Source organism: Rathayibacter sp. AY1G1, from assembly GCF_002932095.1.
Taxonomy (GTDB): domain Bacteria; phylum Actinomycetota; class Actinomycetes; order Actinomycetales; family Microbacteriaceae; genus Rathayibacter.
In genome coordinates this window covers 1-21,381 of record NZ_PSUZ01000028.1, presented here as the reverse complement: position 1 = coordinate 21,381, position 21,381 = coordinate 1, and the positions used below count along the sequence as shown (strand labels likewise).

Here is a 21,381-nt window from a genome sequence, read left to right as displayed (position 1 = left end):
GACCGATCAGCAGTGCAGTAGAAGCTAAGCGGCTCGTGGAGAAGGAATCGAAAGGCGAGTACGAGTCGTCGCAGAACGACGGGGAAAGAAGAGTCCGATGATCCGGATAAGCCGCGAGTGGAATGGCGAGGATCGTCTGGAGTTCGTCGCGGAGGTGCTATTCCCTCGGAGATCACAACGATGGAGAAGAGTCGCGGAGAAGAAGAAGTCACTCTTTCAGTGACGCCGTGCCGGAAGGATCAGGAGACGCCGATGCGCTGCAGGGTCTGCCACCGCCACTGGTCGCGGACGCCCTCGCGCACGGTGCGCACCGCCCGCCAGCCCAGCTCCCGCTCGGCGCGTGCCGGGTCGGCCCAGCTCGCGGCGAGGTCGCCCGGCCGGCGCCCCACGGCCCGCCACCGGACCGTCTCCCCGCTCGCCCGCTCGACCTCGTCGATCAGCTCGAGGACGCTCGTCGGCGAGCCCGTGCCGAGGTTGTAGACGCGGTGCCCGGGCCGCGCGCGCTCGAGCGCCGCGACGTGCCCGGCCGCGAGATCGCAGACGTGGATGTAGTCGCGCAGCCCCGTGCCGTCGGGGGTCGGGTAGTCGTCGCCGAGGACGTCGACGCACCGGGAGGGGTCGCCCGCGGCCCGCGTCAGCACGGGCAGGAGGCTCCCCGGCGCCGTGGCCGGATCCTCGCCGATCCGCCCCGACGGGTGCGCGCCGATGGGATTGAAGTAGCGGAGGCTGACCGCGCGCAGGAGGGGATCGGCACGCGCGGCGTCGCCGAGGATCTCCTCGATGACGCGCTTGGTCGCGCCGTAGGGGCTCGCCGCGCTGAGCCCGGCGGGGGAGTCCTCCCCGACCGGCATCGCGCCGCCCGGGCTGTAGACGGCCGCCGAGCTCGAGAACACGACGGTGCGGATCCCCGCCTCCGCTGCGACCGAGAACGCCGCGGTGGCGAGCCCGACGTTGACCGTCCAGTACTCGACGGGCCGCCGCACCGAGTCGCCGACCGACTTGAGCCCGGCGAGCAGGACCAGGGCGTCGACCGGGCCGTGGGCGGCGAGGAAGCGGGTCAGTGCGGCCGTGTCGCGCGCGTCGGCGATCAGGCGGGGGACCACCGAGCCGGTCAGCTCCTCCACCGTGTCGAGGGTCCGCTCGCTCGCGTGCGAGAGGTCGTCCACGACCAGCACCTCGTGGCCGCTCTCGAGGAGCGCGACGGCGGTGTGGCTCCCGATGTAGCCCGCTCCGCCCACCAGAAGGACTCGCATGCGGGGGAGCCTAGATCGGCTCCCGCACGGCGTTGGCGCCGCTGTCGGGCCCGCGGATCCGTCGATCCGCGCCGCCGTCACCCGTGCGCGGGACGCCCTCTGCCGCGGTCGTAGCCCGCGATCGCTGCGGACTCGACGGCGAGCGCGACCAGCTTCTCGCCGACCGGGCGGGGCACCACTCCGAGCGCGGCGTCCGCGAATCCCGCGACCAGTGCCGTCCGCCGCTCGCTCCCGTCGCGGGCCAGGAGGCGCACGGCTGCGTCCCACGCGCCGGCTGCGGGCACCGCCTCCCGCACCTGCTCGGGGTGCAGCCGCTCGAAGGTGCGGCGGGCCGCCCCCGAGAGGAACGCGCGCCGGCTGCGGACCGCCGCCGAGACGGAGGCGCCGTGGTGCAGGGCCTCGGCGCCGGGCTCGATCCGCACCGGCACTCCCAGGCGGTGCAGCCGGTAGCCCCAGTCGACGTCCTCCCAGCCGTACTCGCGGTAGTCGGTGCTGTAGCCGCCGACCCGGTCGTACGTCGCCCGCGTCACCGAGACGTTGCCGCCCCAGTAGCGCCAGGAGGCGTCGGAACCCGCCGCGTAGGCGCCGCGGCGGAAGCGCTCGCCGGCGGGCCGGCCGTAGGCGCGGGAGTAGGCGGTGCCCGGGTCGACGTCGGGGCAGAGGCCGACGACGCCGATGACCGCGTCCCGGTGGGCCGCGACGTGCGCGGCGGCCCAGCCCGGGCCGGGCTCGAGGTCGTCGTCGCAGCGGATCAGCACGTCGCCCCGCGCGGCGTCGAAGCCGGCGGTGAGCGCGGCGGAGCGCCCCCGGTTCTCGGGGAGCACGACGCGGCGCACGGGCACGGGGGAGGCGTCGAGGGCGGGCTCGCTGGCATCGACGACGCCGTCGAGGACCACGACCACGTCGAGGTCGCGGTGGGTCTGAGCCGCGAGGGCGGCGAGGAGGCGGGGCAGGCGGGCCGCCCCCGCGTAGCTGGGGACGACGACGCTCGCGACACTCATCGGGACTCCTCGCCGCGCGGGCTGCTCTCGACCAGGAGCAGCTCCTCCAGCCCGCTCAGCACGCGCGCCAGGTCGTCGGCGATGGCGCCGGGATCGGTGGTGTGGAGGCGGGCGAGCCGGTCGGCCAGGCCGGAGAAGTCCTGCGGCTCGTCGTCGAGCGCGCGCCAGGTCGCGGCCACGCTCTCGCGCAGCGCGTAGGGGCTGCCCATCGGGGAGACGTCCAGCGGGAGCACCAGGACGCGCCCGTTCAGATCGACGGAGGCCGTGTCCGGGCGGCGCCGCCAGAGAAGGAGCCGGGGGTCCTCTGCCATCTTCTCCGCGTCCTCTCCGCTGATCGCCGCCAGTGCGAGTAGAAATCCGCCAGCGCCTCTTATCGCGACGCCTCTCTCGCTATGTTTGCCGCCGACGCGCCAAGGGGTCTACGTCGAGCGACAGCACCGGAGGGCCGCCAATGTCGGAGTCTAATCCGCTCGCATCCAGCGATATCAGCGATAAGAGCGAGAAGAAGAGCGCGAATTCCGCGGGCGTCTTCGCACGGCGGACGGTCGTGGCCGGAGCGGTCTGGTCGGTGCCCGCGGTGATGCTGGCGCAGTCCGCCTCCGCCGTCTCGATCAGCTGCTTCCCGGTGGGCACGGTCTTCCAGGCGGTCGCCCGCGGACGCCTCCTCAGCGGCTTCCTCGGCGGCGTGAACCTCGACAATGTCGCCGGTGTCTCGGGCGTGACGGCGACTGCGCCGGCGTCGGGACCGAATCCGCCCGACCCGGTCGTCGTGACGGGCGGCGTCAACGCCACGGTACTGAACGGCATCGCCGTGAACGCGACCGGGCTGACCGGCACGCTCTCCTCCCTCCTCACGCTGGCGGCTCCCGCCGGCGTCGGCACCCTCAACCAGTACGCGGAGGCGAGCACCACCGGCACCGTCCGCGGAGCCTCCGGTGCGATCACCAATGCCGGCCAGCTGGCGCTGACCCCGACGTCGGGGAGCTACCCCGACTTCGGCACCGTCAACCTGCAGGCGATCCTCGCCGCCGTCGGCGGGCCTGGTCTGTCTGACCTCCTGACCAACGTTGCCGGGCTCACTCTGCAGATCGGCGCCGTCACCGGACGCGCAGCTCTTCAGTCGGCCTGCGTGCCCGGGTCGGACAACCTGCAGCGCGACTACCAGATCACCAGGCTGAACCTGGTGCTCACGTCGACGGCGCTGACAGCTCTCGTCACTCAAGTGACGACCGCCCTGACGACGATCGGCAATATCGGTCTTGTCACCGTCGACACCGCCGCCATCCTCGCGGGGAACCTGCCGGGTGGAGGTCAGCCGATCCAGGCGAGCCTCGGGACGACTCCGGCGACACTGACCATCGATCTCGCCTCCCTCCTCGGGCCGGCTCCCGGGCAGCCCGGGAACACGCAGTTCGGCTCCTACTCCGCCTTCCTCAACAACCTCCCGCCGAACTCGACGCTCCTCGTGGACAGCGGACTCGGCGTTCCGGCGGCGGCCCTGACCGCCTTCACGACGTCGCTGGTCACCGTGCTCACACAGCGGCTGCGCGAGAACATCAGGATCCTCGGGATCCCGCTGAACGGCGCTGGCGTGCTCGCCAGCGTCTTGACCCTGGTCCTGAACGTGCTGAACCCGCTGCTCGCGGCCCTGCCTGCTCTTGTCGGAGCCGTTGTCACCACCGCGATCACCCCGGTCTTCGCCGCCCTGCGGGACGTCATCCAGATCGACGTCAACGCGCAGAACCGCTCGACCAACCCGACCGGGCCCGCCGCCCTCGAGGCGCTCCCCGTCGGCCGCTACGACGTCGCGGCGCTCTACATCCGCGCGGTGGGGCTCGTGAACCTGCTCGACCTGTTCATCGCCCGCGGCTCCGTCGGGCCGAACGTCCGCACGGGCTAGCCGCGCTCGGCGCCGTCAGGCGCCGCGGACCACGAGGCCGTGCTCGACCATCGCGTCGAGCACGGCCTCGACGTGCGCCCGGGGGTCGCCCGCGGGCGGGGCGCCGTGCTCGGCGACGACGGCCCCGGTCAGCGCGTCGACCGTCGCGGGCGTCCCGAGAGCACGCCACAGCACCGGGCCGATCCCGGTGAGCGTCTCGACCCGCTCGTCGAGGAGGCAGCTGACCACTCCGTCGCGCTCGACCCACTCGACGCCGGCGGCGCGCGCGAGCAGACCCGGGCCGGGCGCCGCCGCATCGGCCTCGGGCGCGTCGGCGACGACCGGCGACGCCTCCCCGAGGCGCTCCAGGAGCGGCAGCACCGTCTCCGCCTCGCGGTAGTGGAGCACCCGGGCCCCGCCGACGGAGTCGAGCAGCCCCGCGAGGTGGTGCAGCGCCGCGGGCAGCCGTGCGAAGTGGCTCAGCTCGGGCAGCAGCACCGAGAGCGCCTCGTCGAAGGCGATCGGCTCGAGCCGGGGCTCTGCCGGGCCGGACGGGTCGCGGGCGATCAGGAGCAGGGCGGCCAGGCGCAGCGGAGCGTCCGGCAGCGGCTGCAGGCCCATCGCGGCGGGGGAGCGGTGCCGCTTCCAGTCGCCGCCGTCGAGGAGGGCGACGGGCTTCCGGAACGGCAGCACCCGCCCGTCGCGGCGGACGGCGAGCGTCTCGTCGGTCACGTACCCGTACCGCCGAGCGGCGAGGCTCACGAGGGTCGACTTCCCGGCACCGGGCCGGCCGACGAACGCGACGACGCGGCCGTCGGTCAGGGCGACCGCGGAGGCGTGCACGCTGAGCAGCCGGCCCTCGCAGGCGTCGGCCGCCGCGAGGGTGAGCGCGGCGCCGATGTGCTCGGCGAGGGCGTCCTCGGTCGGCTGCGCGATCACTCCCGGCTCCCCGACCGGCTCGGTCAGCGACACCCGGTACTCGGAGCCCGGGCGATCGGCGTCGTCGTCCACGTCGTTCCACGACTCCTCCACCTCCGCCACGAAGCGGTCGGGGACGGTGTCGTCGAAGGTGAAGCGCACGCCGAGACCGAAGGGGGCGCGGATCAGCCGGCGGGTCATGTCAGGTCCTGTCCGTCCGTCGGAGGTGGTCCCACGCGAGCGGAGCCGTGCGGGCGCCGCGGCGCAGCCGCCGCCACCAGCCGGCCGCCACGTCGATCCGGCGCGGGCCGATGGCGGGGTCCGCGGCACGCAGGGCGTGGGGAGCGGGGAAGACGGCGCGGGCGAGGAGCAGCGGCCGCTGCCGCCAGCCGGCCGCGCGCACGGCCTGCACCCACCCCGCGGAGGCGTGGGGCGAGCTCGCGTTGATCCGCCACGCCCGCAGCTCGGCCGCGGGCACCTCCCCGGCGCGCGCGCGGATGCCGAGCGCATCGAGGAAGGGCTGCGCGGTCTGGACGGCGCCGAGCTCCTCCGCCGCCGCCCGGAGCGGAGCGTGCAGCTGCGCGCGGGCGGCCACCGCCTCGACGAGCAGGTCGTAGTCGGAGGGCCGCGTGAGGCGCGGGTCGGTGATCTGCCAGGCGTCGCGGAGCGCGTGCAGCGCCAGCACGAGCGCCGAGTCGGCGACGCTCGCGGTCGCCACCGGACGGCCGGCCAGCTCCACGATCCGGTGCCGGCTCCACAGCGCCTCGAAGGCGTCGCGCGGCGGCACGAGGAATCCCGGCCACCGCCAGTGCACGTCGATGTCGACCGGCCAGGCGGCGTGCCGGTAGGAGCGCGAGTGCTTGGCCGCGAGCGTCGGTCCGTCCGGCCAGGGCCGCTCGGTCCAGCCGTCGGCGGCCAGGAGAGCCAGGATCCGGGGCAGGTCGTCGGGGGCGACCAGCAGGTCGACGTCGCCGGAGGCGCGGGGCGGCCGGAGCCGGTCGGCGGCGGCGGTCGGTCCCTTGAGCACGAGTGCGCGCAGGCCCGCCGCGTCGGCCCGCCGGTGGACGAACGCCGACACCAGCGGCACGGCCTCGTCGGCCCAGAGAACGCCCACGAGCTCCATCCGGTCAGTATTCCAGCGCTCCCGCGGCCCGCGGAGCCCGGCCGGGCCCGGTGGAGCCGGGCGCTCGTCTCGGTGAGGATGGGCCCGCGGGCCGCGGGGGCGCCGCGCGGAGGCGGCGGGGCGGCGGATGATCCACGGGGGAGCGGGCGGCGCCGGGCGGCCTCCGGTGGCGCTCGCGACCAACAACGGCGACATCGGCGGCGGCGAGGTGATGCTGCTGAGCATCGCGGAGGCGCTCGAGGCGCTCGAGGTCCCGGTCGTGGTCGTCGGCCCCTCGGAGCCGCGTGCGCTCGTCGTCGCCGCCCTCGCCGCCGGCCACCGGGTCGTCGAGCTCGAGGCCACGGGCAGACCCGCCTGGATGCGCGCGCTGCGGCGCTGGGACGCCTCCTCCCGCGAGGGCGTGCTGTGGTGCAACGGGCTGGTGCCGGCCGTCGCGACCGCAGGGCGTCCGCGGCGGATCGTGCATCTGCACCAGCGCCCGTCCGGCCTGCAGCGGCTGCTCGCGCCCGTGGCTCGCCGCGGCGCGCTGGCGACCCTCGTCCCCTCCCGCTACCTGGCGGGGGTCGTCCCCGGGTCGACCGTGCTGCCGAACTGGAGCCGCCGCGTCGACCTGCCGGAGGCGCGGCCGCGGGAGGACGGGACGACCGTCCTCGGCTTCCTCGGGCGTCCCTCGCTCGCGAAGGGGGTGCGGGTCCTCACCGAGGCGCTGGCGCTGCTGGAGGCCGGGGAACCGGGCGCGTATCGCCTGGTGCTGGCGGGCGAGCCCCGGTTCGTGGCGGAGCGGGAGCGTCGCGAGGTGGAGGCGGCCCTCGCTCCGGTCGCCGCTCTGGTGGACCGGCCGGGGTGGATCGAGCCCGGCGACCTCTTCTCGCGGATCGACCTCCTGGTGGTGCCGTCGGTGCAGCCGGAGTCGTTCGGCCTGGTCGTGACGGAGGCGATGTCGGCCGGCGTCCCCGTGGTGGTGAGCGATAGCGGTGCGCTCCCCGAGGTCGTCGGCCCGTCGATCGACGCCACGTTCAGAGCCGGGGATCCGCGGGCTCTGGCCGAGCTGATCAGAGCCCGGAAGAAGAGAGGACTATCGGAGTCGCGGGAGAGGGATCGTGCCCGCTGGAACGATTCCTACTCCCCGTCCTCCGGGAAGTCGGCTATCGACGGACTTCTGGCGCGGATGGCCCTCTCCGATGATTCCTGATCCTCCCGCCAGGAGACCGATCCGCTTTCCGGGGAATGCCGCGGGGAGCCTCTCCTCCTCCCTCGGGAAAGGACGACGATGACCCGCGAACCGGAAGTCCTCAGAGTGCTCGGACTGTTCCTCAAGCACTCGACACTGCGCCTGGCTCCGGGCGAGCCCTTCGCCCGCGGGAGGCTGCCGTACCGGGCCGACCTCCTCCGGGACGACTCGACGCGGCTCCTCGTCCCCGGTCACGCGTCTCGGCCCGCGCACGTGAAGCTCCGCGACGTCGTGGAGCACCGCACGGGGCTGAACGTGGACACGCAGCTGCGCGCGCTCCGGGCGGTCCGCTCGGCCGACGCGGTGCTCTGCGTGCTCGAGCCGGAGGCGGGCCTCCCCGCCCTGCTCCGGCGCGCGCGGCTCGGGCCGTACGGCCGCACGCCGCTCGTGGTCCTCTCCTGCTGGTGGGCGGAGGAGCTGCTCACCGGCTCGCCGGAGCGGCGCCGACAGGTGGTCCGGCTGCTCCAGGGCGTGGACCGGCTCGTCGTGCTCAGCGAGAACCAGCGCGAGGTCTTCGCCCGCCACGGCGTCGACGAGCGGCGGATCGCACCGGTGCTCTTCGGGGTCGACTCCGACTACTACCGGCCCGTTCCGCCGCGTCCGAAGCGGTTCGAGGTGCTCGCCGTCGGTGTCGACCGCGGGCGCGACTTCGACTCGCTGGTCGCCGCCGCCGAGCGCCTGCCGCACCGGCGGTTCGACATCGTGACCACTCCTGCGCGGCGGCCGTCCCGGGCGCTGCCGGCCAACGTCGTCCTGCACGATCCCGTCCCGGTCGGCCGGCACCGCGACAACCTGCGCGACGCCGAGCTCGTCGTCGTCACCAGCCACGACCTCGCCTATCCGACGGGCCAGAGCGTCCTGCTGGAGGCCTCCGGCTGCGGGACCTGCACGGCGGTCACCGCGAGCGCCGCGATGACCGGCTACGTCCGCGACGGCGAGACGTCCTTCGCGCTGCCCCTGCACGATCCAGCGGGGATCGCGGCGGTGCTGGAGGCGGTGCTGAGCGACGACGGGAAGAGGGCCGAGGTCGCCAGGGCGGGCCGGGAGCGGGTGCTGGCCGAGCTGAACGCGCGGCACATGTGGGCGGGCGTCCGCGCGGTACTCCGCGACGCGGTCCGCGAGCGCGGCCGCGCCTGAGCGGCGGTCGGCCGGGGCCGCACCAGGCGAGCTCCGCCCCACCGGGAAGCGCCCGCCGACCGGGACCTGCGCGCCCCGGATCCGCGGATACGCGCCGGATCGGGTGGACGCGGGAGGCGCTACTCCGGCGGCAGAGCGCGGACGCGGGCGGACTGCTCCGCGAGCAGAGCGAGACCCGCGCCGACGACGACGAACGAGATCGGGGCGAAGAACACCTCGCCGAGCTGCGTCGCGCACAGCAGCACCAGGATGCTCGCCGCGCCGACCGCGTGCCCCGGGCGGCTCCCGGCCCCGGCGGCCGTGGTCGCGAAGCCGGCCACGAGCACGGTGCCGACGACGCCGACGAGCAGCACGACGCCGCCCTCGGCCATCAGCGCCAGGTAGGAGTTGTGGAAGAACCAGTCGATCCCGTCGACCCGCGCGGTCGCCTCTCCGAGCCCGGAGCCGGTCCACGGCGAGAGCGCCACCTTGTCGACCGAGGCGTCGAGGATGCGGGCGCGCAGGGCGTCGGAGCCGGCCCGCTCCACCCCGTAGCCGCCGGCCGTCGCCAGGTTCCGCTCGGCCCAGAGGAACAGCAGGACGAGGCCGCCGCCGAGGAGCGCGCGGAAGAGCAGGCGCAGGTACGGCGCCGCGACGAGCCACACGAGCGCGCAGGCGTAGGCCGCCATCGACGTGCGGGAGTCGGTGGCGACGACCGCGGCGGCCCCGAGCGCGAGCACGCCGATCCGCAGCCACAGCCGTGAGCTGAGCGCCGAGACCAGCAGCGCCGCCGCTCCGTAGACGAGACCGGCCACGTTCTTGTCCTGGAGGAAGCCGGTCAGGGCGCCCTGGTAGCTGTCCGGGGCGAGTCCCGCGACGAACAGCACGGCGTTCAGCGACAGGGCCGCGGCGAGTCCTTTGAGCCCCGAGACCACGTCGATCCGCCCGCTCGCGAGGAAGCCCGCGGCGAGCATGACGAGCGCGATGTTCGCCGCCCGGCGCAGGGCGTCGAGGCCGTCGAAGGACGAGCCGGCGAGGACGAAGGCGAGCAGTGCGAGGCACAGCCACGGGTACCAGGCGGCCCGTCCGAGACGGCGGGTCGGACGCCGGAAGAGGCTGACGAGGACCAGGGCGGCCAGCGCCGTCTGGGCCAGCGGGACGCTCCCCGGGAGGAAGGGGGTGGGGAGCCGGTAGACCAGGAGGCCCATCAGGACGGCATCGAGTATCCGAGCGGAATGTGCTATCGGAAAGGCCGCGTGAACGAGCGGGTAACGCCTCTCGACGACGATCTCTCCCCCTGGCGCGGACATGTCGTCATCCTCGCAGAAAGGGCCTTCCGAGGGGTCGGGGACCGCCTAGGGAAAGGCGCTCCGCATTGCTAGCGTGACCGACACCTCAGCATCGTCGTGCGGCGCATGCGCGGCACGCAGAAAGGTGCGCAGTGACTGTCGTCGATCTCATCGCATTCATCCGGCGGAACTGGCGGACCCTCGTGGTCGCCGTGCTCGTCGGAGCCCTGGCGATGTCCGCCTTCTCGTTCCTCACTCCGAAGGTCTACGAGTCGAGCTCGGCCGGATTCGTGATCGCCGCGAGCGACGGCAGCTCGGCCGATGCGATCAGCGGGTCGCAGACCGCAGTGACCCGGGCCAACGCCTACCTTCCGCTGATCTCGAGCAGCGCCGTCTCCGAGCGGATCGAGGCCGACCCGGAGGCGAACCCCGGCGGGGAGGCCCTGAGCGGCCGCCTCACCGCGAGGGTCGCTCCGGGCAGCACCCTGATCGAGGTCACCGCCGCGGCCGGGACCGCGCAGAACGCCGCAGCCCTGGCCAACGGGGCGCTCGCGGCGCTGGCGGCCGTCATCACCGACATCGAGACGCAGTCCACCGCCGACCGCACACCGCAGATCACCGTCGTCCCGCTCGAGAACGCGGAGCCGCCCGCCGCCCCGACGAGCCCCGACTGGGTGCGGAACATCCTGCTCGGCGCCCTGGGCGGCCTGGTGCTCGGCTTCGGTCTCGCCTTCCTCCGCCGGGCCCTCGACATCCGCGTGCGGACCGTCGACGACCTCACCGAGCTCTTCGGCGTCGGCGTCCTCGGGCGCATCCCCAAGGCCGGACGCCCGGGCCGGACCGGCGGCCGCCGCGGCACCGACGCGCTCACCGCGGAGGCGTTCCGCTCGCTCCGGACGGGCCTGCGCTTCTCCAGCGTCGACGAGGAGACGCGCAGCGTCGTGATCACCAGCGCCAACCAGGCCGAGGGCAAGTCCACGATCGCCGCCGGACTGGCCCGCGTCACCGCGGAGTCCGGGCAGCGCACCCTCCTGGTCGACGCGGACCTCCGCCGGCCCTCCGTGGCGCGGATGCTGGACATCGACGGCGCCATCGGCCTCAGCGAGGTCCTCAGCCACCAGATCCCTGTGGACGACGCGATCCGCCCCACCGGCACCGCGGGCCTCTACGCCCTCCCGGCCGGGCACATCCCGCCGAACCCGTCCGAGATGCTCGGCTCCGAGGCGATGCGCGCCCTGGTCGCGCGCCTCTCGAAGGACTACTTCGTCATCATCGACGCGCCGCCCGTGCTGCCCGTCACCGACGCCTCCATCGTCGCGACCGTCGTCGACGGCGTCGTCTTCGTCGTCGCCTCGAACCAGACGCACCGGCCCGAGGTGGTCGCCGCCCGGCGGATCGTCCAGCAGGTCCGCGCCCGCGTGCTCGGCACCGTGCTCAACATGGTCACCGCCCGTGACGGCGACACCGGGTACTACTACTACGACCGCAAGAACGCGTACTACGCCGAGCCGCAGCCGGCGACGGGGCGCAAGCGCGCGGCGGCGGCACCGCGCCGGTCCGAGCTCGCCCCGGTGGAGTCGCGGGCCCTGCCTCCGCAGACGTCCCGCCGGGCGGCTCGATGAGCGGGCGCCTGCTCCTGCTCTGCCATGCGAACGTGGCCCGGTCGCCCTCGGCCGAGCTGATCGCGGCGCGCCTGCTCGGCGCCGGCTCCGACTGGCGGGTCGAGAGCGCGGGAACGCACGCGGAGGCCGGCCGCGGGCTCGACCCCGAGCTCAGCGATGCGCTGCGGGCCCGCGGACTCTCCACGGCCGGGCACCGCGCGCGCCAGGCCGACGGCCGGATGCTCGCCGGCACCGATCCCGTGCTGGTGTTCGAGGCGGGCCAGCGGGAGTGGGTCACCCGCCACTTCCCGGCCGCCGCGCGCCGCACCACCACGGTCCGCCGGGCGGCGCGGCTGGCGGGAGCCGCCCCCGGCGTCCCGCTCCTGCGGCTGCTCGCCGACGACACCGCCCCCTACGGCGCCGAGGACGACTTCGCCGACCCGTTCGGGCGCGGACCGGACGTCGCCGCGGCGGCCGTCGAGGACATCGACGCCCTGCTCCGGGTGATCCTCCCCGCTCTCGGTGCTCTGCCCGTCGGCGCGGAGCCCCCGGCCGCCACCGTCCGGAGCACCCGCCGCTCGCTCCGCCGGGACCGCGCCGCCGAGACGGTCGCGAGGTGACCGCCGAGGGGGTGAGCGTCGTAATCCCGCACTACGGCGACCCCGCGCCCGCGCTCGCCCTCGTCGAGCGGCTCCGCAGCCAGGAGTCGCCCCCCGCCCTCGAGATCGTCGTCGTCGACGACGCCTCCCCGGTCCCGTTCCCGGCCGGGATCGACGGAGTGGAGGTCGTGCGGCGCGAGCGGAACGGCGGCTTCGGCGCCGCGGTGAACACGGGCGCCGCCCGGGCGCGCCACCCGCTGCTCCTGGTGCTCAACAGCGACCTCGTCGTCGGACCCTCCTTCCTCCGCGACCTGCTCGAGGCGGGACGGCCGTGGCTGCCCGCGGTCGTCGCTCCGGACCTCGTCGACGCGGGCGGGGAGCGGCAGTGGGTCGGCCGGCGCTTCCCGCGGCTGCGCCACTACGTCGTGGAGTGGCTCACTCCGCTCGCGCGCTGGCGCCCGCGGCTGCACGCCGCCGTCGGCCACGACACCCGGTGCGCCCCGGGCGCGACGGTGCCGGTGGACTGGGTGGTGGGCGCCGTGATGCTGCTGCCGGTGGCCGAGTTCCGCGCGGTCGGCGGGTTCGACGAGTCCTTCCACATGAACTGCGAGGAGGTCGACCTCCAGCGCCGGCTGCGCGAGCGCGGCGTGCCCTCGGTCTTCGCCGGCTCCGTCGTCGCCGAGCACACGGGAGGCGGCTCCTCCGACCCCGCGCGCCGGCTGATCTGGCTGGTCGCCTCGCGCCTGCGCTACGCCCGCAAGTGGGGCGGGCGCCCCGCCGCCCTCGCCGCGGCCCTGCGCGCCGCCTCCGCCGTGAACCTCGCCGCCAACGCGGTGCGTGCCGCCGCCGGCAGCGACGTGCGCCCGCTGGCCGTCCTCCGGCGCGAGCTCCGGCTCGTCGCCGCCGCCGAGGCGGCGTCCCGGTGAGCGGGCCCGTGCTCGTGGTGAGCCCGGTCTTCCACGGCTACTGGGAGGCGCTCGAATCGGCGCTGGCCCACCTGGGCGACGACGTGGTCGTCCACCGCTACGACGCCGCGACCGGGCTGGGCCACGTGCGCGACGCACTCGGCCACCGGCTCCCCGGGGGCCGGCTCCGGCGCTCGTCGATGCGCGCCGAGACCGACCGCGCGATCGCGGCGCTGCGGGCCGTCCGGCCCCGGGCCGTCCTCGTGGTGAAGGGCGACTCCCTCGGCGACGCCTGGTGGGAGGAGATCGGCCGCGCCGGCGTCCCCGTGGTGCTCTGGCTCTACGACGAGCTCCGCAACATGGGGCACCCCGTCGACCGTCTGCGCTCCCTCGCCGGGGAGGCGGTGTCGATCGTCAGCTACTCCGTCGCCGACGTCGCCGAGCTCGTCCGCGCGGGGGTTCCGGCCGGGCACCTGCCCGACGCCTTCGACTCCCTCCTCTCCTTCCGCCCCCGCCCCTCCTCCGCGGTGACCTTCGTCGGCGCCCGCTACCCCGAGCGCGAGCGCGTGCTGCGGGAGCTCGCGGCCGGCGGGGTCGCGGTCGAGGCGTACGGGCGGCAGTGGTCGCGCCATCCCTGGGACGTGGCGCGCACCGGCCGCTGGCGCTCGGCCGGCGTCCCCGCCCGCCGCGACGTCCCGCGGGCGGGCTACTACGGAGTGATGGCCGGCTCGACCGCGACCCTGGCGCTGCACGGCGCGGGCCACGGCGGGCTCTCGATGCGCGCCTTCGAGGCGCCGGGCGTCGGGGCGCTGACCCTGATCGACCGGCCCGAGGTGGCGGAGTTCTACGAGGTGGGCAGCGAGGTGCTCGTCTTCGAGGAGCGCGACCAGCTCGTCGAGCACGTGCGGCGGGCGGGCGCGGACCCCTCGTGGGCGCGGCGCATCCGCGAGGCGGGCGCGCGCCGCACCGGCGCCGAGCACACCTTCGTGCACCGGATGCGGGAGGTGAGGGCCCTGTGGCGCTGACGCACCCGACCGACCTGGAGGCCTGGCGCCGCTGGCAGCGCGGCCGCGACCCGCTGCGCACCGCCCGGGCGGCGCTGCGGGGCTCCGAGCCGACCCGCCTGGTGCTGCACGTGCGCGGCGACCGGCCCGCGGTCCTGCTCGCGGTGGAGGCGTCGACGGCGAGCGCCCTCGCCTCGACCGCGGCCTCGCTCGCTCCTCTCGGCGGGGCTCCCGCGGCGGTCCTCGCTCCCTCCGGAGCCGGCGACGCGCTGCCCGGGCTGCTGCCGGGCCGCTGGAGGGCGCACCCGGTCGACCCGGAGGCGGACCCGCCCGCCGAGCTGCGGGGCCTCCGCGCCGTGATCGCCACCGGCCACTTCCTCGCGGCGGGAGCGGCCGCCCACCGCTGGTCCGGAATCCTCGGCGCCCGCTTCCTGGTCGTGCAGCACGGCCTGCTCACCCCCTCCGCCCCGCCGCTCCCGCCCGGAGCGACGCTGCTGGCGTTCTCGGAGGAGGACGCGGCCTTCTGGACCTCCGGCCGCAGCGACGTGGAGACCGAGGTCGTCGGCAGCCAGCTGCTCTGGACCGCGTCGCGCCGGCCGCGCCCCGAGCGGCTCGAGGAGCGGCCCCTGTTCCTCGGCCAGCTGCACGGCGCGGAGCTGCCCCGGCGGACGGCCGCGGCCACCGCCTCCCGCTTCTGCCGCGAGGCGGGCGCCGACTACCGCCCCCACCCCGCCGAGGTCGACCGCCGCTCGCGCTGGCAGCACGCGCGGTGGGAGCGCCGCGGCATCCGGGTGCTCCGCGGCGGCGACCTCGCCGCGCAGGCCCGGCCGGTCGCCTCGATCTTCTCGACCGGGGTCCTCGAGGCCGCGGCCGCCGGGATCCCCGCGTGGGTCGTCTGCGAGGACCCGCCCGCCTGGGTGCTCGAGTTCTGGAGCCGGTACCGGCTCGCGCGCTGGGGCGGGGAGACGCCGACCGCGGCTCCGCCCGTCCCGTCCGTCGAGCCGGCCGTCGCCGTCGCCCGCCGGGCACTCGCCATCGCCGAAGGAGGCACCCCGTGACCGTTCTCTGCGTCATCCCCGTGCGCGGGGGCTCGAAGGGCGTCCCGCGCAAGAACGCCCGCCCCGTCGCGGGCCGCCCGCTGGTGGTCTGGAGCATCGAGCAGGCGCTCGCCGCCGGTCTCGACGTGCTCGTGTCGACCGACGACCCCGAGCTGGCCGCGATCGCGGAGGGGGCGGGAGCGGACGTGCCGTTCCTCCGGCCCGCCGAGCTGGCGCGCGACGAGACGGCGACCGAGCCCGTCGTGCTCCACGCGATCGAGCACCGGGCCGCGCTGGGGCGCCGCCCGGACGCGGTGATGCTCCTCCAGGCGACCTCGCCGATCCGGCTCCCGGGCACCCTCGCCCGCGCGCTCGAGCAGTTCGCCTCGACGGGGGTCGACTCGCTGGTGGGCGTCGTCCCGCAGACGCCGTTCTTCTGGCGGCTGCAGGAGGGCGCCTCCGTGCCGCAGTACGACGTCACGGCCCGGCCGCGGCGCCAGGACCTCGCCGAGGCCGACTTCTTCTACCGCGAGACCGGGTCCCTCTACCTCACCCGCACCGAGGTCTACGAGCGCGAGCGCAACCGGATCGGCGGCCGGGTCGGCCTGTTCGTCATGGACGAGGCGGAGGGCGGGGACATCGACACCGAGGCGGATCTCGCGGTGGTCGAGCAGACCCTCCTCGGCCTGTCGGCGGGAGGCGGCGCATGATCATCGACCGGCACCTCGCCCCGTTCATCGTATTCGCCGAGGACCCGGTGCTCACCGCGCTGGCCAAGATCAACGCGAACAAGCAGCGGATCGTCTTCTGCGTCGACGGGCACGGGATCCTCCGCGGGTCGGTGTCCGACGGCGACTTCCGCCGCTGGATCATCGCGAACCCGACGGCCTCCCTCGACGTCCCGGCCCTCGCCGTCGCGAACACCGCCGTCCGCACGGCGGGAGCGGACGAGCCGGCCACCGCGATCGTCGCCCGGCTCGGCCGCGACGGGATCAGCCACCTCCCGCTCGTCGACGATCGCGGGCACCTCGTCGCGATCGCGGTCGAGGGCGACCGGGCGCTGCGGATCGGCCGCCACGAGGTGGGCGACGGCCACCCGGCCTTCCTGATCGCGGAGATCGGCAACAACCACAACGGCTCGGTCGATCTGGCGCGGCGGCTGGTCGACCTCGCGGTCGAGGCGGGCGCCGACGCGGTGAAGTTCCAGCTGCGCGACCTCGACTCCCTCTACCGGCGCGCCGGCGGGGCCACCGCGGGGGAGGACCTCGGCGCCCAGTACACGATCGACCTCCTGCGCCGCTTCTCGCTGCCCGCCGAGCCGCTCCTCCGGGTCTTCGACCACGCGGCCGAGGCCGGGATCGACGTCCTCTGCACCCCGTGGGACGCCCCGAGCGTGCAGGCCCTCGTCGACTACGGGATCCCGGGCCTCAAGATCGCCTCGGCGGACCTCACCAACCACGGGCTGATCGAGGACGCCGGCACCCGGGGACTGCCCCTGCTGCTCAGCACCGGGATGTCCCGCGAGTCCGAGATCCTCGAGTCGGTCGCGCTGCTGCGCTCGCTCGGCACCTCCTTCGCCCTGCTGCACACCCAGTCGACGTACCCGGCGCCCTACCGCGACCTCAACCTCGCCTACCTCGACCGGCTCGCCGAGATCGGCGGCGGCGTCGTCGGCTACTCCGGCCACGAGCGGGGCTGGCACGTCCCCGTCGCCGCCGTCGCCCGCGGGGCCCGCATCGTCGAGAAGCACTTCACGGTCGACCGGGGGATGGAGGGCAACGACCACACGGTGTCCCTGCTCCCCGACGAGTTCCGCCGCATGGTCGGCGAGATCCGCGACATCGAGGACTCGCTCGGCACGCGCGACGCCCGATCGGTCTCGACGGGCGAGTCGATGAACCGCGTCTCGCTCGCGAAGTCGCTGGTCGCCTCCCGCGACCTCTCGATCGGGGACGTGGTGCGCGCCGCCGACGTCGTCGTCCGCAGCCCCGGCCGGGGCCTCCAGCCCAACGAGCTGCCGCAGCTGCTCGGCCGCGCGCTCCACCGCGACGTCGAGGAGGGCGGGTTCTTCTTCGCCGGCGACCTGCGCGAGAGCACGCCGTCCGGCCGGCCGTTCCGGTTCCGCCGCCCCTGGGGCCTGCCGGTGCGGTACCACGACCACGCGGCGCTCGCCGCGGAGTCGAACGCCGACTTCCTCGAGTTCCACTTCTCGTACCGCGACCTGGAGATCGAGCCGGACGACGTGTTCACCCGCCGCCTCGACTCCGGCTTCACCACCCACCTGCCGGACCTGTTCGCGGGCGACTTCCTCGTCGACCTCGCGTCCTTCGACGACGACGTGTGGGAGCGCTCGATCGCGGAGGTGCAGCGCACCGTCGAGACCACCCGGAGCCTCGCGCGCTGGTTCCGCCAGGAGGAGGACCCGATGATGGTCGTCACGATGGGCGGCTTCACCCGGCACGCGCACGTGGCTCCGGATCAGCGCGCTCCCCTCTACGAGCGCGTCGCCGACGCCCTCGAGCGGATCGACGCGAGCGGCGTCCGCGTGCTGGCGCAGACCCTCCCGCCCTACCCGTGGCTCATGGGCGGGCAGCAGTTCCACAACCTCTTCGTGGACCCGCGCGACACCGCCGAGTTCGCGGCCGCGACCGGCACGCCGCTCTGCCTCGACGCCTCGCACACCAAGCTCGCGGCGAACCACCTCGGGCTCGCCTTCTCGGAGGCGGTCGCGCTGCTCGCTCCGCTCAGCGCGCACCTGCACCTCGTCGACGCGACGGGTGTCGACGGCGAGGGGGTGCAGATCGGCGAGGGCGAGATCGACTGGCCGGACTTCGCGGCGTCGCTCGACGAGCTGGCGCCCGGGGTGCCGTTCATCCCCGAGATCTGGCAGGGGCACGTGAACAGCGGCGAGGGCTTCTGGACCGCGCTCGAGCGGCTGGAGGAGTGGCTGTGACCCCGCTCGCGCTCTGGGCGGTGCCGGTCGGCGAGTTCGGCGGGGTGGCCCGCCACGTCCTCGACGCCGCGCGGCACGGGATCCCCGGCCACCGGCTCGTCGTGCTCTGCCCGGAGGGAGCGCTCGCCGAGCGGCTGCGGGAGCAGGGCTCGGCCGTGACGACCGGGTGCTTCGGAGTGTCCGCCGGTGCCGCCGCCTCCGTGGCGACCCTGCGCGCGACCGCGGCGGCTCTCCGCCCGGCGGTCGTCCACTCCCACCTCGCCCACGCCGACCTCGTGACCGCGGCGACCCCGCTGCCCCGCGGGGTCCGCCGCGTCACGACGGAGCACGGCATCGCCGGGCCCGACGTCTACCACCGCACCGCCCTGCGGGCGCGGACGACCGCGGCGGCGCACCACGCGCGGCTGCGGTCCTTCGACGGCGCGATCGCCGTCTCGGAGGCCACCCGCCGCACCATGATCGAGAAGTGGCGGCCGAGCCTGCCGGTGCAGGTCGTGCTCAACGGAGTCGACGCCGCGCCCCGCGACCGCGAGCCGGGGGAGCCGGGCTCCCTCCGGGTCCTCTCGCTCGCGCGCCTGGCGCCGGAGAAGCGCCTGGACGCGCTGCTCGAAGCCTTCGCGGTGCTGCGCCGGCGCGTCCCCGGCGCCACGCTGACCGTCGCCGGCGAGGGACCGCTCGACGGCGCCCTGCGCGCCCGGGCCGAGCGGCTCGGCCTCGGCGACGCCGTGTCCTTCCCCGGCTTCGCCGATCCGGAGGCGGCGCTCGCCGCGGCGGACGTCGTCGCCCAGCTCTCGGTCTGGGAGAACTGCTCCTACACGCTGCTCGACGCGGCCGCCCGCGGGATCGGCGTGGTCGCCTCCGCGGTGGGCGGGAACCCCGAGATCGTCGAGCGGGACTCGCTGGTCGACGCCGACGACCCGGAGGCGGTGGCCGCGGCGCTGGAGCGGCAGGCGTCGAGGGCCGCGGCTCCTCGTGCCGTGCGGGACGTCTCCGCCATGTGCGGCGGGATCGCCGCCGTGTACGAGGGGGTGGCGGCGTGAGCGGCGGGTCCCTGCGACCGGGGCTGCGCACCCTCCTCTCGCTGGCCGGCGCCGCCTCTCCGGGGTGGATCACCGCCGCCGTCGCGGGCTCCCTCGCGCTCGCGGTCCTCGACACCCTGGGCGTCGCCGCGATGGTGCCGCTCATGGCGCTGCTCACCGGGACCGACACCACCACGGGCGCGCTCGGCGTCCTCTCCGGCGTCCTCGGCTCGACGGACGTCCAGACCCTCCTCCCGATCATCGCCGGCTTCGTCGCGGTCGTCTTCGTGCTCAAGAGCGCCGGGACGATCGTCTTCCGGTGGTGGCTGCTCGGCCGCACCACGCGGATCTCGGCCGACGCTGCGACGGAGCTGCTGCGGCGGTACGTCCTCGCGCCCTACGCCGTCCACCGCTCCCGGCGCCTCGCCGAGGTGTACCGGACCATCAACGACGCCAGCGCGCAGGCGGCCGGCGTGCTGCTCGGCGTGATCGGCATCGCCTCCGACCTGCTGGTGCTCGTCGCGATCGTGGCGATCCTGCTGGTCGCCTCGCCGGTCGCGACCCTGTTCGCGGCCGTCTTCTTCGCGGTGCTGCTCGGCGGCGTCCAGGCCCTCCTGCGGCGGCGGCAGGGCCGGATCGGCGAGGAGATGGCGGAGGCGGCGCTGGAGTCGTGGCAGTTCCTGCTCCCCTCGCTCGACGGGTTCCGCGAGGCGCGCCTCACGTCGAGCGCGGCGAGCCTGGTCGCCGGCTTCAGCGGGGCCAAGCGCCGCAGCGCCCAGGCTCTGCGCTCCCTCTCGCTCGTCTCGGAGCTGCCGAAGTACCTGCTCGAGATCGGCTTCGTCGTCGCCGTCGTGGGCGTCTCGGGGATCCTCGTCGCCACCGGCTCCGGCGCCGAGGCGCTCTCCGTCCTGGGCGTCTTCGCGGCCGCCTCCCTCCGCGCCCTGCCGACGCTCAACCGCGTCTCGGCCACGTTCGCGATCGTGCGCAGCGGGCAGGCGGGGCTGCGGATCGTCTCCGAGGCGGCCGAGGAGCTCGCCTCCGAGGGGGCGCACGACGAGACGCCCGGGCCGGGCGGCCGCTACTCCGGCGACATCGCGCTCGAGCACGTCACGTACCGCTACGCCGACTCCGACGTGGACGTGGTGCGGGACGTCTCGCTGGTGATCCAGCGGAACGCCACGACCGCCTTCGTCGGATCCAGCGGCGCCGGCAAGAGCACCCTCCTCGACCTGGTCCTCGGCCTGCTCCCGCCCACGAGCGGTCGGATCCTCTGCGGCGGGCGGCCGATCGACGAGGACCCGGCGGCCTGGTACGCGGGGCTCGGCGTGGTGCCGCAGGACGTGTTCCTCCTGGACGCGACCGTCGCCGCGAACGTCGCCTTCGGGGTGCCGGCGGCCGAGGTCGACCACGAGCGCGTGCGCGAGGTGCTGCGGACGGCGCAGCTCGAGGAGTTCGTCGGCGGGCTGCCGCAGGGTCTGGACACCCGCGTGGGCGAGCGCGGCGTCCGCCTCTCCGGCGGCCAGCGCCAGCGGCTCGGCCTCGCCCGGGCGCTGTACCGGCGCCCCTCGGTCCTCGTCCTCGACGAGGCGACCTCGGCGCTCGACAACCGCACGGAGCACGAGATCTCGCGGGCCGTCGCCGAGCTGCACGGCAGCATGACCGTCCTCGTGGTCGCCCACCGGCTCTCGACCGTGCGCGGCGCCGACCGGCTGCTCTTCCTCGACGGCGGCCGGATCGAGGGGGCCGGCACCTTCGAGGAGGTGCGGGCCGCGCACCCCGGCTTCGCCCAGCTCGTGGCGCTCGGAGAGCTCTCGTGAGCAGGGGAGGCCCGCGGTGGTGACGCTCGGCGACGTCCGCTCGGCGCTGCTGGCGCCCCTCCGCCGACGGGGCACGACGGTGCTGCTGCCCGGCGAGTCGTTCGGGGTCGGGAACCTCGCCTACTTCTGGCTGCAGGCCCACGCCCGTCGGAGCCGCGGGGTGCCGACCGCGGTGCGCGCGACGCGGAGGACCGCGGAGTGGGCGGAGGTCTTCCCGCGGGTCCTCGAGGAGCTCGTGGTGCCCCCGGCGGAGATGTCGTTCTTCAGCCCCCGCGAGCTCGGGAGCGTCCACCAGGAGCTCGGCGTGGAGTTCACAGCGGACGAGCTGGCGGACTTCGTCGCGACGATGCTGCTCCCGCCCGGCGGCCCGTTCACCGCTCTGGTGGCGGCGGCGCGACCGGAGGCGGACCTCACCCTGAACATCCGGCGCGGCGACTACTACAGCGTCCCGGCCTTCCGCGGCCGCTACTCCTTCGACGTGGTCGAGTACGTCGACGCGGCACTCGCCCTGGCCCGCGAGCGGGAGCCCGTGCGCAGCGTCCTGATCGTGTCGGACGACCTCGACTGGTGCCGGGTGAAGCTGGCCCGCGTCCTCGAGGGCCTCGAGGTGCGCTTCCCGGGGGCGGGGACGCCGGT

General features: G+C 75.2%; 19 protein-coding genes. 13 read left to right on the top strand and 6 right to left on the bottom strand.

Annotated elements, in window-relative coordinates; genetic code table 11:
- Nucleotides 1-239 precede the first annotated feature (239 nt).
- From galE to C5C36_RS14500, 3 genes are all read right to left on the bottom strand, one after another.
- Nucleotides 240-1,253 carry a UDP-glucose 4-epimerase GalE gene (gene galE / locus C5C36_RS14510; RefSeq protein ID WP_104263347.1) on the bottom strand — a complete coding sequence of 338 codons (1,014 nt, stop codon included), beginning with the start codon at nt 1,251-1,253 and terminating at the stop codon, nt 240-242.
- A gap of 77 nt (nt 1,254-1,330) precedes the next feature.
- Nucleotides 1,331-2,254 carry a glycosyltransferase gene (locus C5C36_RS14505; protein ID WP_104309963.1) on the bottom strand — a complete coding sequence of 308 codons (924 nt, stop codon included), beginning with the start codon at nt 2,252-2,254 and terminating at the stop codon, nt 1,331-1,333.
- The gene (locus tag C5C36_RS14500) at nt 2,251-2,565 is read right to left on the bottom strand and encodes a hypothetical protein (RefSeq protein WP_104309962.1); all 315 of its coding nucleotides are present in this window, start codon (nt 2,563-2,565) and stop codon (nt 2,251-2,253) included. Before C5C36_RS14500 ends, C5C36_RS14505 begins: the two co-directional genes overlap by 4 nt.
- A 140-nt stretch (nt 2,566-2,705) precedes the next feature.
- Here C5C36_RS14500 and C5C36_RS14495 point away from each other — a divergent pair, with 140 nt between their 5' ends.
- Complete coding sequence (locus tag C5C36_RS14495) at nt 2,706-4,154, top strand: choice-of-anchor G family protein (RefSeq protein ID WP_146081518.1); 1,449 nt, start codon at nt 2,706-2,708, stop codon at nt 4,152-4,154.
- Between the two features lie 15 nt (nt 4,155-4,169).
- Here C5C36_RS14495 and C5C36_RS14490 read toward each other — a convergent pair whose 3' ends face one another.
- Together C5C36_RS14490 and C5C36_RS14485 are read right to left on the bottom strand one after the other, a co-directional pair.
- The gene (locus tag C5C36_RS14490) at nt 4,170-5,252 is read right to left on the bottom strand and encodes a PqqD family protein (protein ID WP_104309961.1); all 1,083 of its coding nucleotides are present in this window, start codon (nt 5,250-5,252) and stop codon (nt 4,170-4,172) included.
- 1 nt (nt 5,253) lies between these two features.
- Entirely contained in the window at nt 5,254-6,174 is a 921-nt protein-coding gene (locus C5C36_RS14485) for a nucleotidyltransferase family protein (protein ID WP_104309960.1), read from the bottom strand.
- 127 nt (nt 6,175-6,301) lie between these two features.
- Between C5C36_RS14485 and C5C36_RS14480 the strand changes: the two genes are divergently transcribed.
- Both C5C36_RS14480 and C5C36_RS14475 read left to right on the top strand, forming a co-directional pair.
- On the top strand, nt 6,302-7,366 hold the full coding sequence (locus C5C36_RS14480; RefSeq protein WP_104247944.1) for a glycosyltransferase family 4 protein: 1,065 nt from the start codon (nt 6,302-6,304) through the stop codon (nt 7,364-7,366).
- Between the two features lie 78 nt (nt 7,367-7,444).
- Nucleotides 7,445-8,542: a glycosyltransferase family 4 protein gene (locus tag C5C36_RS14475; RefSeq protein WP_104309959.1), complete on the top strand. Its 1,098-nt coding sequence runs from the start codon at nt 7,445-7,447 to the stop codon at nt 8,540-8,542.
- Between the two features lie 119 nt (nt 8,543-8,661).
- Here the strand turns inward: C5C36_RS14475 and C5C36_RS14470 are convergent, their stop codons facing one another.
- Entirely contained in the window at nt 8,662-9,729 is a 1,068-nt protein-coding gene (locus C5C36_RS14470; RefSeq protein ID WP_104309958.1) for an O-antigen ligase family protein, read from the bottom strand.
- Between the two features lie 233 nt (nt 9,730-9,962).
- On the opposite strand from C5C36_RS14470, the gene C5C36_RS14465 reads away from it, so the two are divergent.
- The 10 genes from C5C36_RS14465 to C5C36_RS14420 form a co-directional block, all read left to right on the top strand.
- Nucleotides 9,963-11,432, top strand: coding sequence for a polysaccharide biosynthesis tyrosine autokinase (locus C5C36_RS14465; RefSeq protein WP_104309957.1), 1,470 nt, complete (start codon nt 9,963-9,965; stop codon nt 11,430-11,432).
- Entirely contained in the window at nt 11,429-12,031 is a 603-nt protein-coding gene (locus C5C36_RS14460) for a hypothetical protein (RefSeq protein WP_104227202.1), read from the top strand. Before C5C36_RS14465 ends, C5C36_RS14460 begins: the two co-directional genes overlap by 4 nt.
- 11 nt (nt 12,032-12,042) lie before the next feature.
- The gene (locus C5C36_RS14455) at nt 12,043-12,936 is read left to right on the top strand and encodes a glycosyltransferase family 2 protein (RefSeq protein WP_258072315.1); all 894 of its coding nucleotides are present in this window, start codon (nt 12,043-12,045) and stop codon (nt 12,934-12,936) included.
- A complete protein-coding gene (locus tag C5C36_RS14450; protein WP_104263340.1) occupies nt 12,933-13,940 on the top strand; it encodes a glycosyltransferase in 1,008 nt (335 codons plus the stop codon). Before C5C36_RS14455 ends, C5C36_RS14450 begins: the two co-directional genes overlap by 4 nt.
- Nucleotides 13,931-14,977, top strand: coding sequence for a hypothetical protein (locus C5C36_RS14445; RefSeq protein WP_104309956.1), 1,047 nt, complete (start codon nt 13,931-13,933; stop codon nt 14,975-14,977). The genes C5C36_RS14450 and C5C36_RS14445 overlap by 10 nt, the downstream gene beginning before the upstream one ends.
- Nucleotides 14,974-15,666, top strand: coding sequence for a cytidylyltransferase domain-containing protein (locus C5C36_RS14440; RefSeq protein ID WP_104309955.1), 693 nt, complete (start codon nt 14,974-14,976; stop codon nt 15,664-15,666). The genes C5C36_RS14445 and C5C36_RS14440 overlap by 4 nt, the downstream gene beginning before the upstream one ends.
- Entirely contained in the window at nt 15,663-17,909 is a 2,247-nt protein-coding gene (locus tag C5C36_RS14435) for an N-acetylneuraminate synthase family protein (RefSeq protein ID WP_104309954.1), read from the top strand. The genes C5C36_RS14440 and C5C36_RS14435 overlap by 4 nt, the downstream gene beginning before the upstream one ends.
- The gene (locus C5C36_RS14430) at nt 17,906-18,949 is read left to right on the top strand and encodes a glycosyltransferase family 4 protein (RefSeq protein ID WP_104309953.1); all 1,044 of its coding nucleotides are present in this window, start codon (nt 17,906-17,908) and stop codon (nt 18,947-18,949) included. Before C5C36_RS14435 ends, C5C36_RS14430 begins: the two co-directional genes overlap by 4 nt.
- A complete protein-coding gene (locus tag C5C36_RS14425) occupies nt 18,946-20,745 on the top strand; it encodes an ABC transporter ATP-binding protein (RefSeq protein ID WP_104224510.1) in 1,800 nt (599 codons plus the stop codon). Before C5C36_RS14430 ends, C5C36_RS14425 begins: the two co-directional genes overlap by 4 nt.
- A 16-nt stretch (nt 20,746-20,761) precedes the next feature.
- The coding region (locus tag C5C36_RS14420) for an alpha-1,2-fucosyltransferase (protein ID WP_181133830.1) at nt 20,762-21,381 on the top strand (620 nt) is incomplete at its 3' end.